Origin of the sequence: Streptomyces liliifuscus (assembly GCF_016598615.1) — a bacterium.
GTDB lineage: Bacteria > Actinomycetota > Actinomycetes > Streptomycetales > Streptomycetaceae > Streptomyces > Streptomyces liliifuscus.
The window spans coordinates 4,719,035-4,734,063 of record NZ_CP066831.1 but is presented as its reverse complement, the minus strand read 5'-3'; the positions used below and the strand labels follow the sequence as shown (position 1 = coordinate 4,734,063).

10 protein-coding genes and 2 pseudogenes are annotated in these 15,029 nt (G+C 70.7%); 7 read left to right on the top strand and 5 right to left on the bottom strand.

The window, feature by feature from the left end; genetic code table 11:
• Positions 1-81: 81 nt before the first annotated feature.
• Together JEQ17_RS19955 and JEQ17_RS19950 are read left to right on the top strand one after the other, a co-directional pair.
• A complete protein-coding gene (locus JEQ17_RS19955) occupies positions 82-1,419 on the top strand; it encodes a gluconate:H+ symporter (RefSeq protein ID WP_200396504.1) in 1,338 nt (445 codons plus the stop codon).
• 53 nt (positions 1,420-1,472) lie between these two features.
• Positions 1,473-2,801, top strand: a complete 1,329-nt coding sequence (locus JEQ17_RS19950; RefSeq protein WP_200396503.1) for an enolase C-terminal domain-like protein — start codon at positions 1,473-1,475, stop codon at positions 2,799-2,801.
• A 134-nt stretch (positions 2,802-2,935) separates the two neighbouring features.
• Here JEQ17_RS19950 and JEQ17_RS19945 read toward each other — a convergent pair.
• Positions 2,936-3,127, bottom strand: a pseudogene (locus JEQ17_RS19945) (TetR/AcrR family transcriptional regulator); the annotation flags it as partial.
• A gap of 122 nt (positions 3,128-3,249) precedes the next feature.
• A complete protein-coding gene (locus tag JEQ17_RS19940; protein WP_234048276.1) occupies positions 3,250-5,172 on the bottom strand; it encodes an acyl-CoA dehydrogenase family protein in 1,923 nt (640 codons plus the stop codon).
• Between the two features lie 253 nt (positions 5,173-5,425).
• Between JEQ17_RS19940 and JEQ17_RS19935 the strand changes: the two are divergent.
• The 3 genes and pseudogenes from JEQ17_RS19935 to JEQ17_RS19925 all read left to right on the top strand — a co-directional run.
• Positions 5,426-6,094 (top strand): annotated as a pseudogene (locus JEQ17_RS19935) (ScbR family autoregulator-binding transcription factor); the annotation flags it as partial.
• Between the two features lie 227 nt (positions 6,095-6,321).
• Entirely contained in the window at positions 6,322-7,653 is a 1,332-nt protein-coding gene (locus JEQ17_RS19930; RefSeq protein WP_200396501.1) for a cytochrome P450 family protein, read from the top strand.
• A gap of 82 nt (positions 7,654-7,735) precedes the next feature.
• The gene (locus JEQ17_RS19925) at positions 7,736-8,449 is read left to right on the top strand and encodes a ScbR family autoregulator-binding transcription factor (protein WP_200396500.1); all 714 of its coding nucleotides are present in this window, start codon (positions 7,736-7,738) and stop codon (positions 8,447-8,449) included.
• On the opposite strand, the gene JEQ17_RS19920 is transcribed toward JEQ17_RS19925, so the two are convergent.
• The 3 genes from JEQ17_RS19920 to JEQ17_RS19910 form a co-directional block, all read right to left on the bottom strand.
• Complete coding sequence (locus JEQ17_RS19920; RefSeq protein WP_267924839.1) at positions 8,427-9,095, bottom strand: NADPH-dependent F420 reductase; 669 nt, start codon at positions 9,093-9,095, stop codon at positions 8,427-8,429. The genes JEQ17_RS19925 and JEQ17_RS19920 overlap by 23 nt on opposite strands.
• 143 nt (positions 9,096-9,238) lie before the next feature.
• Positions 9,239-10,927 carry an IclR family transcriptional regulator domain-containing protein gene (locus tag JEQ17_RS19915; protein WP_234048275.1) on the bottom strand — a complete coding sequence of 563 codons (1,689 nt, stop codon included), beginning with the start codon at positions 10,925-10,927 and terminating at the stop codon, positions 9,239-9,241.
• A 131-nt stretch (positions 10,928-11,058) separates the two neighbouring features.
• Positions 11,059-12,357, bottom strand: coding sequence for a M6 family metalloprotease domain-containing protein (locus tag JEQ17_RS19910; RefSeq protein WP_200396498.1), 1,299 nt, complete (start codon positions 12,355-12,357; stop codon positions 11,059-11,061).
• 264 nt (positions 12,358-12,621) lie between these two features.
• On the opposite strand from JEQ17_RS19910, the gene JEQ17_RS19905 reads away from it, so the two are divergent.
• Positions 12,622-13,266 carry a TetR/AcrR family transcriptional regulator gene (locus JEQ17_RS19905; RefSeq protein ID WP_200396496.1) on the top strand — a complete coding sequence of 215 codons (645 nt, stop codon included), beginning with the start codon at positions 12,622-12,624 and terminating at the stop codon, positions 13,264-13,266.
• 157 nt (positions 13,267-13,423) lie between these two features.
• On the top strand, positions 13,424-14,959 hold the full coding sequence (locus JEQ17_RS19900; RefSeq protein WP_200396495.1) for an MFS transporter: 1,536 nt from the start codon (positions 13,424-13,426) through the stop codon (positions 14,957-14,959).
• Positions 14,960-15,029 lie beyond the last annotated feature (70 nt).

The window sequence follows — 15,029 nt, the reverse complement described above, 5'->3', positions numbered from 1 at the left end:
CAAGCCCCCACCCACCCGCACCCGGCACCGAACCGGCGGAGCCACCCCGTACAAGAGCCAACAGTTCAAAGGGGAACTGCCATGCCTCTCCTCGTAGTGGGGATCAGCGTCCTGATCCTGCTGCTCCTCATGACCCGCCTGAAACTCAACGGCTTCGCCGCACTCCTCCTCGTGGCGATAGGCGTGGCCCTGGTCCGCGGAATACCCGTGGCCGACATCCCGGACGTCCTCTCCACCGGCATCGGCGACCAGATCGGCGACACGATGCTCACCATCGGCCTCGGCGCGATGGTCGGCCGGGTCATGGGCGACTCCGGCGCCGCCCAACGCATCGCGGGCAAGCTCCTCGACGCCTTCGGCCCCCGCTGGGTCCAGGTCGCCATGGTGGTCACGTCCATGCTCATCGGCGTGACCATGTTCTACGAGGTCGCGTTCATCATCATCGTGCCGATCGCGTTCACCCTGGTCAGGGTCACCGGCGCGAACCTGCTCTGGGTCGGCCTGCCGATGTCGATCGCGCTGTCCACGATGCACAGCTTCCTGCCGCCGCACCCGGGCCCCACCGCCGTGGCCGCGACCTTCCACGCGTCCGTCGGCCACACTCTCTTCTACGGCCTCTTCATCGCCGTACCGGCCGGCGCGCTCATCGCACTCGCCTGGCCGCGGCTGCCGTTCATCAAGAGGATGAACCCGTCCATCCCCAAGGGCCTGGTCAGCGAGCGGGAGTTCGCCGACGAGGAGATGCCCGGCATGGGCTGGTCGCTGTTCGTGGCGCTCTTCCCCGTGGTGCTGATCGCGGGCGCCGCCGTGACCGACATGGCCACGTCCGGCGAGAGCCCGTTCCTGAACTTCGTCGCGTTCATCGGCTCGGCGCCGATCGCGCTCATGCTGACGCTGCTGCTGGCCATCTGGGCGTTCGGACCGCGGATCGGCCGCAGCATGGAGGAGGTCAGCGCCTCGTGCACCTCCGCCGCCAAGGCGATGGCGATGATCCTGCTGGTCATCGGAGCGGGCGGCGCCTTCAAGAACGTCCTCGTCGAGGGCGGCATCTCCGACTACATCAAGGACGCCACCGACGGCTGGTCCATCTCGCCGATCATCCTGGCGTGGCTCATCGCGGTCATCCTCCGGGTGGCCCTCGGCTCGGCGACGGTCGCCGTCGTCACGGCCTCCGGGGTGGTCCTCCCGCTCCTCGCGGGCAGCGGCGTCCACCCCGAGATCATGGTGCTCGCCGTGTCGTGCGGGTCGATCGCCTTCTCCCACGTCAACGACCCGGGATTCTGGCTGTTCAAGGAGTACTTCAACCTCTCGGTGATCGAGGCGATCAAGGTCCGTACGACCTATACGACGGTGCTCGCGATCATCGGCCTGGGCGGCGTCCTGGCGCTGGAGTGGGCCCTGGACGTCCTCAGCCTCTGAAGCCTTCGACCACCGGCCCCGACCGCCTCCACACACAAGGGACTTCGACTCGTATGAGCCAGCCGACCGTCACCCGCTTCGCCGTCTATCCCGTCGCCGGCCGCGACTGCATGGAGCTGAACCTCTCCGGCGCCCACGGCCCGTACTTCACCCGCAACGTCGTCGTCCTCAAGGACTCCGAGGGCCGTACGGGACTGGGGGAGGTGCCCGGCGGCGAGAAGATCACCCAGACCCTCCGCGACGCCGAGTCCCTGGTGGTCGGCGCGAAGGTGGGCGACTACAAGCGGGTCCTGCGCGAGATCGGCGCCCGCTTCGCAGACCGCGACTCGGGCGGGCGCGGCGCCCAGACCTTCGACCTGCGCACCACCGTCCACGCGGTCACGGCCGTCGAGTCGGCGCTGCTCGACCTCCTGGGCCAACACCTCGACGTCCCGGTCGCGGCCCTCCTCGGCGACGGCCAACAGCGGGACTCCGTACGGGTGCTGGGCTACCTCTTCTACGTCGGCGACCCCGACCGCACCGATCTGGAGTACGTCCGCGAGCCCGACTCGGACGTCGACTGGTACCGCGTCAGACACGAGGAGGCCCTGACGCCGGAGGCGATCGTCCGCCAGGCCGAGACCGCCCACGACCTCTACGGCTTCCGGGACTTCAAGCTCAAGGGCGGGGTCCTGGCGGGCACGGAGGAGGTTGAGGCGGTGCGCGCGCTCAAGGACCGCTTCCCCGAGGCCCGGATCACCCTCGACCCGAACGGCGCGTGGTCGCTGCGCGAGGCGATCGAGCTGTGTACGCCGCTGCTGGGCACCCTCGCCTACGCCGAGGACCCCTGCGGGGCGGAGGGCGGCTACTCGGGCCGCGAGATCCTGGCCGAGTTCCGCCGGGCCACCGGCCTACCGACCGCGACGAACATGATCGCCACGGACTGGCGCCAGATGACCCACGCCCTCGCCCTCCAGTCGGTCTCCATCCCGCTGGCCGACCCGCACTTCTGGACCATGCAGGGGTCTGTGCGGGTGGCCCAGCTGTGCAACGCCATGGGTCTGACCTGGGGCTGCCACTCCAACAACCACTTCGACATCTCGCTCGCCATGGTCACCCACTGCGGTGCGGCGGCCCCCGGCGAGTACAACGCCCTCGACACCCACTGGATCTGGCAGGAGGGCCTGGAGCGGCTCACGGTCGCGCCGCCCCGCATCTCCGACGGTGAGATCTCCGTCCCCGATGCCCCCGGGCTTGGCCTCGACCTGGACATGGACCGCCTCCTCGCCGCGCACGACCTCTACAACGAGAAGGCCCTCGGCGCGCGGGACGACGCCACCGGAATGCAATACCTCATCCCCGACTGGCAGTTCGACCCCAAGCGACCTTGTCTGGTCCGGTAGGACCAAGGGCGGCGCGTCGTACGTCTGCGGGCCCACTGTGGCCGATCACGCAGTCCCCCGCGCCCCCAAACCGTTGTGGCTGATCGCGCACCTGCCCGTGCCGCTGACAGCGCGGCTGTGCCCCGGCGTCTTTAGAGAGAGGTGGCGCCGGCGCCGAGCCGGGTGCCCAGCTTGCGCATGCTCAGCGCGTCGATGCCCTCCGCGTCGAGCAGCTGCACGGCCTGGGCGACGATCTGGTCCCGGCTCAGGGCGGGCTGCTCCCGCTTGCCCCGCGGCCGGGTCCACACGGACTGAATGGGCTGCTTCTCTGCGGGCGTGGCAGACATCGCTCCTGCTCGGTGGTCGCTCGGCGGCTACATGTGCGAACACCGTACGCATCCAGCGTACGCACTGAAGGTGCTGCGAACACTGTTCCGCACCCCGCCGCCCCGCCTCCACGCACCGCCCCTCAGTACACCCCCGCAACCGCCACCTCCACCCCCACCGCCGCGGCTTCCTCCCCCTCCCATTCGGCGTCGGCCTCGTCCCCGCCCACCGACCCCCCACTCGCTATCGGAATGCCCGAAAGCACCGCCGCAGGCAGATCGAACGCGTCCACCAGGGTCATGAGATGGGGAGCGAGCTCCCCGACAACCGTGTCGACGGCCTTCGGCAGGGCCCGTACGTGATCAGGCGTCAGCCGCCCCTCGGCGAGCAGATCCCCCGTGTGCTCGCCGAGTTGCTTCAGCAGGAACAGCCGGCACAGGCTCCGCATCAGAAAGGCGGCCCGGGGGTCCTGCGCCCGGGCGGCCGCGGCGAGGAACGCGTCGGCGGCCTGGAGGCGGGCGTGGGCGGAGACCATCTCCAGGGCGGCGTCCGAGGTCGCGTTCCAGCGGCCGACCGGGTCGCCCGAGGGGCCCTCGCGCAGGGCCGTGCGGGCCCGGTCCTGCCAGATGCGCTCGGCCTCGGCCAACAGGCCGCGCAGGAAGGGCAGTTCGGTGAGCTCCCGGCCCTCGGGGTCGCCGGACTGGCCGGCCCGTACGCCCTGGTGGCCGAAGACCATCTCGGAGGCGGCCTTCACCCAGATCACCAGGTTGTCGCCCTCGGCGGTGATGCCGCCCTCGATGTTGAGGGGGAGGTCGGCCAGTCCGTTGGCGGGGAACAGCCCCTGGGCGCCGCAGCGTTCGCGGCACTCGGTGGTGATCGCGCGGGCCTGCCAGGTGATCCAGCCCTTGGCCACGGCCACCTCGCGCTCCACCTCGGCCCGGTCCTCCTCCGCGTGCACGGCGAAACGGCTCACCAGCGAGCGGTGCAGGAACGTCATCGCGTACGCCGTCGCCAGTGCGTGCAGCAGCCGGCCGTGGTGGCTGCGGTGGGCGGCCAGCGGAATGCGCTCGCCCGCCTTCGGTCCGGCCAGGAAGCGGCTGTGGGCGTACCGCACCGCGATGGTCAGCGCGGCCCGCGACATGCCGAGCGTGCCGGCGCTCATGCACAGCTTGCCCATGGTGACGCGGTTGATGGAGCGCAGCAGCCGCTTGCGCCTGTTGCCGAGGGTGCTGGCCAGTGACCCGTCGGCGCCGAGCCGCCCGTGCTCGGCCTCCAGGAGCGCCTCGCGCGGCAGCCACACCCGGTCGAACGAGGTGAGGCAGTGGTCGACCGGGGTGCCGGTGCGCTGGGGGAGCGGCCGGACCCGTACTCCCGGGAGGTGGCCGTTCTCGTCGCTGAGCGGGGTCAGGAAGAGGAAGGTGCCCTGGTCCTCGCCGTCGACGACGAGGCGTGCGGCGACCACCGCCGTCTTGGGGCCGCCGGTCAGGCTGGTGTTGGGCATGAACTTCCGCGCGCCCGGCGTGGGGGTGGTGAGGTGGAAGCCGCCCGTCGCGCGGTCGAACACCGCGACCGTCTCCATCGACGCGACATCGTTCCCATGCTCCAGCTCCGTGCAGAGAAACGTTCCTGTACTCCGGAGCGAGGTGAACGCGGACAGGTCCCTGCCCCGGCCGCCGTCGTGGTCGAGGACGCTCCCGAGGAACAGGTTGTAGTGGATGCTCGCGAGCGTGGTCAGTCCGCCGTCCACCGGTCCCGTCCACTCGTGCAGCCCGGCGAGGCGGTACGGATCGGCCGCCAGCTCCACCGGATCACCGGCCGCGTCGTTGAGGAGCCGCAGCCGCTCGTACGAGAGGGCCGTCCGCTCCTCGGGCAGCAGCCCCGGGCGGTACGCGAACTCCTTGCCGGAGACGAGCCGACGCCAGACCCCGTGCACGCGTTCGCGATCGGCGCCCTCGAAGAGCAGCTGGGCCAGCTCGTCGGCGACGGGGTGGGTCCTGGTGTGTGCGGGCACGGCCATCGAACTCCCCTGGGTGTGGGAACCGGTCAGGTACGAACCACTGCTCATCGAAGATACGTACCAACCGGTTTTGTTTTCAAGGGTGCTCAGGGGGTGAAGGCGCTTACTGGGGGAGCCCTCGGGGGGCGCTCACGGCGCGGCAGAGGCTTCGGTGCAGCTCACGCGGGGGTCACGAGTTCGATGTGGGTGAATCCTTGAGAAACCGTTCAGCTGGTTTTATTCTGGGCCGCGAGGTCGCAGCTGCCCGGTACAGACCTCATGGTCTCTTTTCCCGATGAGCGGGATGGTACGGAGGTTGTTCGTGGCGCGGCAAGAGCGGGCCATTCGGACGCGACGGGCGATTCTCGTCGCGGCCGCCGAGGTGTTCGACGAGGTCGGATACGAGGCGGCGACCATCTCGGACGTCCTCAAGAAGTCGGGCATGACCAAAGGCGCCCTCTACTTCCACTTCACGTCCAAGGAGGAGCTCGCCCAGGCGGTCCTCGCCGCGCAGGTCGAGTCCCTGCCGCGCGTGCCCGAACAGGAGCTGAAGCTCCAGCAGTCGCTGGACGAGGCGCTGCTGCTCGCGTATCTGCTCAAGCGGGACACGGGGGATCCGATCGTCCAGGGCAGCGTGCGGCTGACCGTCGACCAGGGGTCGCCCAAGGACCACCTGAACCGGCGGGTGCCGATGCGGGCCTGGCAGGACCACACCAGGGCCCTCTTCCAGGAGGCCAAGGCGAAGGGCGAGGTCCTGCCGCACGCCGATGTGGACTCGCTCGCGAAGCTGTTCGTCGGCGCCTTCACCGGCGTACAGGTGCTGTCGCGGATCATGACCGGCCGTGCGGATCTCGCGGAGCGGGTGGCCGACCTCTACCGGCATCTGATGCCGTCGATCGCGGTGCCGGGCGTGCTCGTCCGGCTGGACTTCACCCCGGAGCGGGCGGCTCGGATCCACCGCGAGGCCATGGAACTGCGCGAGGCGGACGCGGCCGAGACCGAGGCGGAGGGCGATCTGGAGGACGGCATCGAGGGCGGCCCCGAGGGCGGCCCGGAGGCGGACATCGCGACCGGTCCGCAGGTCGGTGCCGGTGCCGGTGCCGGTGCCGGAGCTGGGGCTGGGGCTGGGGCTGGGGCGCCCGAGGAGGTCGCGACCGCCGCTCAGTAAGCGCCCTCGCGTCGGGGGCGCGTCGACGACCGACCGAACGGAGTGCACGGATGGACATGCCTGCTTGCCCGTACGCGCTGGACGTGACCGGGCGCGATCTCGCCTCGGAGGCCGAGAAGCTGCGCTCACGAGGGCCGGTGGCCGAGGTGGAACTGCCCGGCGGTGTGGTCGCCTGGGCGGCCGTACGGCAGAAGTACGTCAAGCAACTCCTGCTGGATCCAAGGGTGTCGAAGGACGCCCGGCAGCACTGGCCCGCCTTCGTCGAGGGGCGGATAGGCCCCGAGTGGCCGCTGTATCCGTGGGTCGCCAACGAGAACATGCTGTTCGCCTACGGGGAGCACCACTCCCGGCTGCGGCGGCTGGTCGCGGGCGCGTTCACCACCCGCCGGAGCGAGGCCCTGCGACCGCGGATCGAGGAGCTCACGGCCGGGCTGCTGGACGACCTGGCCGCCGTGCCGGCCGGTGAACGGATCGATCTGCGGGCCGACTTCGCCCGGCTGCTGCCGATGCGGGTCATCTGCGAACTGTTCGGGGTGGCGGAGGAGGCCCGTGAACCCCTGTGCGCCGCGCTGGAGTTGGTGTTCGGCACGGCCGTGTCCGCCGAGCGGATGGCCGCCGCGCAGATCGAGGTCTTCGGGATGCTCGCCGGGCTGGTCGCCGAGAAACGGGCCGAACCCGGCGGCGATCTGACGTCCGCGCTGATAGAGGCCCGCGACCAGGACGAGGACGGCGGGCTCACCGAGGATGAACTCCTCGGCACCCTCTACCTCATGATCGCCGCGGGTCAGGAGACGACCTGCACGCTCATCACCAACGCCGTCGGGGCCCTGCTCACAGACCCGGAGCAACTCACGCACGTCCGCGCCGGCCGGGCCACCTGGATGGACGTGGTGGACGAGACACTGCGCGTGCACAGCCCGGCGGCGTACTCCCCGATGCGGTTCGCGGTGGACGACATCGCACTGGGGGACCCCGCACCGGCCGACGCCGAGTCCGTTGGGAAGCCCGACGGCGGATCCGGCGGTGTGCTGATCCGCAAGGGCGACCCGATCCTGGTCTCCTTCGCCGCCGCGTCAGGAGATCCGGAGGCGTACGGGGACGACGTCGCCGTCTTCGACCTGCTGCGCCCGGGCCGCCGCGAGGACCTGGCCTTCGGGTTCGGAGTGCACCGGTGCCTGGGGGCGCCGCTCGCCCGGATCGAGGCGAGCGTGGCGCTGGCGGGGCTGTTCGACCGCTTCCCCGGACTGTCCCCGGCGGTACCGGTGGACGGCATCGAGCCGGTGGAGTCCTTCATCGTCAACGGCCACGGATCGCTGCCCGTGCTCCGGACCCAGCAGGAGCGGGGGCAGGAGCAGCAGCAGAGGCAATCACAATCGCAATGACACGACAATAGAAACCGCTCGTGCGGTTTGTTATCGTGAGGGCGCCTCTCTGGCACGCCCCCCGCAGCAACGGAGCGCTCTGATGGCCCAGCAGGAACGCGCGGTACGTACGCGCAACGCGTTGATCGAGTCGGCGGCCGAGCTCTTCTGCAAGGACGGCTTCGACGTCGTGTCCCTGTCCACGATCAGTGCCCGGGCCGGGGTCAGCAACGGCGCGCTGCACTTCCACTTCGCCAGCAAGGCGGCACTGGCCGTGGCGGTGTGGGAGGCGGCGGCGCAGCGGCTCCGGCGGATCACGGTCGAGGGCCGGGCGAGGAGCGAGGCCGCCGGGACCACTGGGGCCACCGGTTCCGGCGGGTCCTTGCAGGTGCTGGTCGACACCACGCACGCGCTGCTCCGGGGTCTGCGGCACGACGTGATCCTGCGGGCCGGGTTCGACCTGAGCGAGAGCCCGGTGCCCGTGGCGGCCGGGGCGGATCTGCGGCGGCGGTGGCAGACCTGGGTGGAGGGCGTACTGGCCGAGGCGGCCCGCGAGGGCGCGCTGGCCCGTGATGTGTCACCGCAGGACGCGGCCCATGCCGTGGTCGCGGCCACCGTGGGCTTCGGGGCCCTGGGCAGCCGGAACGCGCAGTGGCTGTCGCAGTCCATGCTGACCCGCTTCTGGGCGCTGCTGCTGCCGCGGCTCGCCACGGAGGCGGCGCTCAAGGGGCTGGTTGCCTCTGGGCGGCGGGAGGGAACGGCGGGGGTCGACGGCGTGCCCCCGCCGTTCCGCGTCACGGCCCGCTCGGGAGCGTGACGACGTCGATGTTGAAGGTGTGGCTGCCCAGGCCTTCCGCGATCCCGATGAAGAGCAGGGCGAAGTGCTCCTGACCGCGTGCGGTGCCGATGCCGCCGAGGTCCAGCTGTGAGGCCGCGGACCAGCCGAGGTCGGTGAGCAGCCGGGCGGTGAGCTGCTTGGCCGCCGCGCTGTCACCGGACAGGAAGACGGTGCTCCGGCCCTCCAGCGCGCCCGGCCGCACCATCACCGACGCGTCCATCGTGCACAGCGTCTTGACCACGGGTGTCTCCGGGAACGCCTTCTGGATCAGCTCTCCCAGGCTGCTGTTGGGATGCGAGAGCTCGGTGAAGTCGTCGGACAGGCCGACCCCCACGTCGACGAGCGTCTTCCCGGCGAGAGCCGCCGCCCCGACCGAACCCAGCAGCTCCACGGACACCGTTCCCGGAGTCGCGTTGACCACCACCTCCGCGTCCGCGACCGCCGCGTCGAGCCCCACGACGGTGAAGCCCGCCCCCGTCACATCCGTACGTTCCTCCGGGCTGCGTGAGCCGAGCACGACGTCGTGCCCCGCGGTGGACCAGCCGGCTGCCAGCGCACGGGCCACATTGCCCGTGCCGAGAATCCCGATTCGCATGCCGCCGACGCTAACTGCCGTGTGTCCCAAGGGGATCGGGCCCGCGGACCAGGTGTCACCGGTACCTGAGGCGTAGGTCCGGGGCGGCAAGGACACCCCCGACCGGCCCGCACGACCCGCAGATGCCCACCCGCCCCGAGTCCTGCTCCCGCAGGCCCCGGGCGTCCCGCAGGCTAGGCGACCGACACCCGAGCGAACCGCCCCGCCACCCGAAGATCCCCCTCGATCCGCCCGGCCGCCGCGGCCAACTCCGGCAACACCTCACCCACGCACTGCTCAACCGTCCGCCGAGAACTGTGCATGGCCACGTTCACGGCCGCCACGACCTGCCCCGTACGATCCCGCACCGGAACCGCGATCGACCGCAGCCCTTCCTCCAACTCCCCGTCCACCAGCGCGTATCCGGCCTCCCGGACGCGGTCGAGGACGGCCGTGAGAGCACCCGGGTCCGTGACCGTGTGCGGGGTCAGCGCGTGCAGGCCGGTCGGAAACGGGCCCCGCTCGCCCGCGCCGAGGCCGGCGAGCATCACCCGGCCCAGAGAGGTCGCGTAGGCGGGAAAGCGCGTGCCGACGGTGATGTTGACGCTCATGATGCGGCTGGTGGCGACGCGGGCCGTGTACTGGATCTCGTCGCCCGCGAGGACCGCCAGGGACGCCGAGTCGTGCAGCCGGTCGGCGAGTTCGGCGAGATGCGGGGCGGCGATCTGCGGAAGCGTCGTACGGGAGAGGGGCGGGAAGCCGAGGGCCAGGACGCGCGGCGTCAGCGTGAACGTCCGCCCGTGGGCGGTCACCTGGCCCAGGTGCTCCAGCGTGATCAGCGCACGCCGGGCCGTCGCCCGCGCGAGCCCGGTGGCCTGCGCGACCTCGGTGAGCGTCAGCTCGGCCCGGCCCTCGCCGAACGCCGTGATCACGGTCAGCCCGCGGGCCAGCGACTCGATGAACTCCCGGCCCAGTTCATGCTTCGAGGCTCCGGTCCAGGTGGCGAGCCCGGCGGGCGTGGCGGGTACTGCGGGTTGCTGGGCGGGGGCGTCCCGCAGATCCCGTTCCATCGCGCGTACGGTCGCCCGCAGCCGGGGCAGCAGGGTGTCCCGCAGGGAGTCGGCGGTGTGCCGGCTGGTGTGGCTCACCACGCTCACCACGCAGGCGATACGCCCACCGCGATCCCGTACGGGAACGGAGACCGCGACCAGGCCCGGCTCGATCAACTGGTCGTCGAGCGCCCAGCCGCGGGCGGCCGCCTCACGCGTCCGCTCCTCGAACTCCTCGTCCCCGGTGGGGTGTTCACGCGGCGGCACGTCGGGAAAACCGTGGTCCTCGGGATCGGCGGCCCGCCGTTCGCGCCAGCGCGTCCAGTCCTCTTCGGTCCACTCCGTGGCGAACAGCGGGCCCGGCGCGGTCCGTTCGGCCGGGAGCAGATCGCCGATGCGGAAGCTCAGCGACATCGCGCGCCGCCGGGTCGCCTGGTGGATGAAGCGGATGCCGTCCCGGTCGCCGACCGCCAGCGACACCGACTCGTCCAGCTCGTCGGCGAGCGAGTCGGCCCGCCCGTCCAGCAGCCGGGGGAGCCGCAGCGCGCCCAGATAGGCGTTGCCCAGCTCCATCAGCCGCGGCGTGAGCACGGCGTCCCGGCCGTCGAGACGTACGTATCCCATGCGGGCCAGCGTTGCCGCGATGCGGTCCACCGTGGATCTGGCGAGGCCGGTGGCCTTCTCCAGGGCGCTGAGACTCGACGTGCCGCCTGCCTCGGTGAGCCGTTGCAGCACGGTGATGCCCCGCATCAGCGGGGCGACCGCCTCGACGGGCACGACTGCGTCGGGCTCGGCGGGGGTGAGGTGGGTCGGAGTGAGGTGGGTCGGTGGCATGGGCTCCCCATTACGGTGTGCGGACCACGGTAATGAATGAGGGTCGCTCCGCGGGAAGGGCCGCATCGAAGGTGCGGGCCGGTGGGGGCCGGTCGCGCAGTTCCCCGCGCCCCTGAAGGGGCGCCCCAGGCCTACGACGCCGCCTGGCGGTCCCGGGTCACGTACACCTGGTGGTTGCCCTTGGAGTCCATGCCCGCGACCGTGATGCGGATGCCGGTTCTGAGGTCCTTGAAGTACTGGCCGGGGGAGAAGGTCGCGTCGGAGAGTTCGGCGTGGACGTTCGGGCTGCGTGTGCAGCCGCCGCTGTCCTTGGTGGAGTCGATCACCGTGATCGGGCCCCGGCCGGTGTCGACGGTCGCGTCGACCTTGTAGATGAGCACGCCCCGCTTGCAGACCGCCTCGTCGTTGCCGGCCTGGGTGCGCAGCTCCACCGCGTACCCCGTCTTCGAGTCGACCGGGACGAAGACCAGTTTGCCGCCGGTGCCGGGCTCGGTCAGCGGGGTCAGGACGTGTTGGGTGGTGCCGGCCGCGGACGCGCAGCCGACCTGGGAGTCGTCGAGCCAGCCGAGCTTCCACTTGTGCCAGCCCAGCAGGTCGTTGTCGGCCCCCCAGTCCTCGCTCATGATGTCCCAGTGCCCGACCGCGCCGCCCCCGTCCTGGGTGTAGAGGTCGGGCAGCCCGAAGACATGGCCGTTCTCGTGGGGGAGTACGCGATAGCCGGTCTCGTCGTACGAGCCGGAGCCGTCGTCCTGGCGGCTGTAGACGAAGGACGCGTTCGCCACGGGCACCCCGTCCGCGACCGGTGCCTCGGTGTTGCCCGCGAAGGTCACCGACAGGACCGTGTCGAGGGCGGAGGGGCCGGCGTTCGGGGTCATCAGGACGTTCAGCAGGTCGTACTCCCGGAAGTCCACCTTCGGATCGGCCGCGGCCACGAGGTCCTGGACCAGCTCGCGGTAGCCGGGGTCGAAGGGGGCCCCGCGTTCTATCCCGTACTCCTCGAAGGACTTGGGCATCCGCAGCCAGCCGCCTATCGGGGTCTCGGGGCGGTAGTCGAGGCGGCCGTACGAGCTGGTGCGGAACCAGTCGGTGGTCTGCGGGAAGAACTCGCCGAAGCGGTCGAGCGCGCTGCCCTGGCCGGGCGCGTCGGAGAAGTCGACCATCAGGTTCAGGGCGCGGACGGTGCCGGTGGACCGTGAGTAGCCGGCCGGGGTGGGGATGCCCTCGGACATCTGCACGCCCATCGAGCCGCTGATCATGCAGGGACCGAGAGGGGAGGAGCGCGCCGGCGCGACGGGTCCCGCAGCGGTGGTGGAACCGGTCGTCAGATGTCCGGTCCCGGCCGAGGTGCTGACCGCCAGGGTGAGGACGGTGACCGAGGCGAAGGCTGCGGCGCGGCGGCGCGGGGATATCCGACGGCTGGTCGGCTGCATGCAGGGGCCTTTCGCTCCAGGCAGCCGGCCGGTGTGGCTGCACCCTGTTCGATCACCCTGTGCCGCCGGATGCGAGGGCGCGCGCTGGAGGAGCCCGATCGTGGGTTTCTTGCCCGTGGGAGCCTTCTGGAGGTGTGACGCGGGTCACATCAAATCTCTTCGAGGTTGGGAAATAACTGGGGATCGTTTCCCCGTTTAGCCATGTGTCCGAGCGAAACGGGGAGTCGATCCCCGGATCGCACCCACCGGCTCAAGGAGTACGCCGTGGAGACCGCAGTCCACGTACAGCACAAGGTGACCCGGCCGCGCGCCGACGCCCTGCGCAACCGGGAGCGGATCGTCACCGCCGCCCGCGTGATGTTCGTGGAGTTCGGCCCCGATGTGCCGCTCGACGAGATCGCTCGCCGGGCCGGCGTCGGCAACGCCACGGTGTACCGCAACTTCCCGGACCGGGACGCACTGGTGCGGGAGGTCGTCTGCTCGGTCATGGACCGTACGTCGGAGGCGGCCGAGATCGCGCTCGCCGAGACGGGTGACGCGTTCGAGGCGCTGTCGCGCTTCGTGCACGCCTGTGCCGACGAACGGCTCTCGGCCCTCTGCCCGATGATGTCCAGCACCTTCGACCAGCACCACCCGGACATGGAAGCGGCGCGTGAGCGGATCGAGGAACTGACCGAGCGGCTGATGGCACGCGCCCGCGAAGCCGGACAGCTCCGACCCGACGTGGGCGTCGGCGACATCATGATCGCCGTGGCCCAGCTCAGCAGGCCCCCGGCCGGCACCGCGGCCCTGTGCTTCGACCGGTTCGTCCACCGCCACCTGCAGCTGTTCCTCGACGGTCTGCGGGCCCCGGCCCCATCCGAACTGCCGGGTACCACCGCGACGATGGAGGACCTGCGCAAATCCTGACCGATGAGTTCCGCCTCTCGCGGCGGTCCGTACCAGCGATGACCCGACCAGTGCTCGCGTAACCCCACTTACGCACCGAACCTTCCGGCCGTCACCGACGACGTGCCGCGCTCCCTTACTGCCTTTTTCGATCCGAAGTCCCGAAGTGGGTACCTCCATGTCTGAAACAGTCCAGGTCGCCGCCGACAAGGCGCAGGCCCCCGATCCCAACCGCTGGAAAGCGCTGACCTTCATCGCGCTCGCCCAGCTCATGGTCGTGCTCGACGCGACCATCGTGAACATCGCGCTGCCCTCGGCCCAGCAGGACCTCGGCATCTCCGACGGCAACCGGCAGTGGGTCATCACGGCCTACGCCCTCGCCTTCGGCGGACTCCTCCTCTTCGGCGGCCGGATCGCCGACATCTGGGGCCGCAAGCGCACCTTCGTCACCGGCCTCATCGGCTTCGCCGGCGCCTCCGCCCTCGGCGGTGCCGCGACCAACGAGGCGATGCTGCTCGGCTCCCGTGCCCTGCAGGGTGCCTTCGGCGCACTGCTCGCGCCCGCCGCGCTCTCGCTGCTCGCGGTGATGTTCACCGACTCCAAGGAGCGCGCCAAGGCGTTCGGCATCTACGGTGCGATCGCCGGTGGCGGTGGCGCCGTCGGCCTGATCCTCGGCGGCTTCCTCACCGAGTACCTGGACTGGCGCTGGACGTTCTTCGTGAACATCCCGTTCGCGGTCGTCGCCGCTGCCGGTGCGTACTTCGTCATCCGTGAGCCGGCCGGCCGCAACCGCTCGCCGCTCGACATCCCGGGTGTCGTCCTGTCGACCGTCGGTCTGGTCTCGCTCGTCTACGGCTTCACCCGCGCCGAGTCCGAGGGCTGGGGCGACTCCATGACGATCGGCCTGTTCGTCGCGTCGGCCGTGCTCCTCGCGGCCTTCGTCCTCGTCGAGTCCAAGGTCAAGGCCCCGCTGCTGCCCCTGCGCGTCATCACCGAGCGCAACCGTGGCGGTGTCTACCTCTCGCTCGGCCTCGCGATCATCGCGATGTTCGGCCTGTTCCTCTTCCTGACCTACTACCTGCAGATCGTGAAGGGCTACTCGCCGGTCAAGACCGGTTTCGCCTTCCTGCCGATGATCGCGGGCATGATCGCGGGCTCCACGCAGATCGGCGCCCGGCTGATGAACCGCCTCCCGGCGCGTCTGCTGATGGGCCCGGGCTTCCTGGTCGCCGCGGCCGGCATGCTGCTGCTGACCCAGATGGAGATCGGCTCCTCGTACGCGGCCCTGCTCCTGCCGGCCATGCTGCTGCTCGGCCTCGGTATGGGTACGGCGTTCATGCCGGCCATGTCCCTGGCCACACTGGGCGTCGAGCCGCGTGACTCCGGTGTCGCCTCCGCGATGGTCAACACCTCGCAGCAGGTGGGCGGCGCGATCGGTACGGCTCTGCTGAACACGATCGCCGCTTCGGCCACCACGGCGTACGTCAAGGACCACATCGCCGGTGCCACCACCCAGCCCCAGCAGCAGCTCGTCCAGCTGCAGGCCCAGGTGCACGGCTACACCAACGCGATCTGGTTCGCCGTCGGCATCCTTGTCGTCGCCGCGGGAATCGCCTTCACCTTCATCAACGCCGGAAGCCCCGACGCCACGGCGGCCGCGGGTTCCCTCGAAGGCACGGAGGACGACCTGAAGGTCCCGGTCATCGCCCACTAGCGCGACCGGCCCGCACGAGGTCACCCACTGACCTCGTACGTATGCAGGGGTGGGGACGCCTTCATACGTA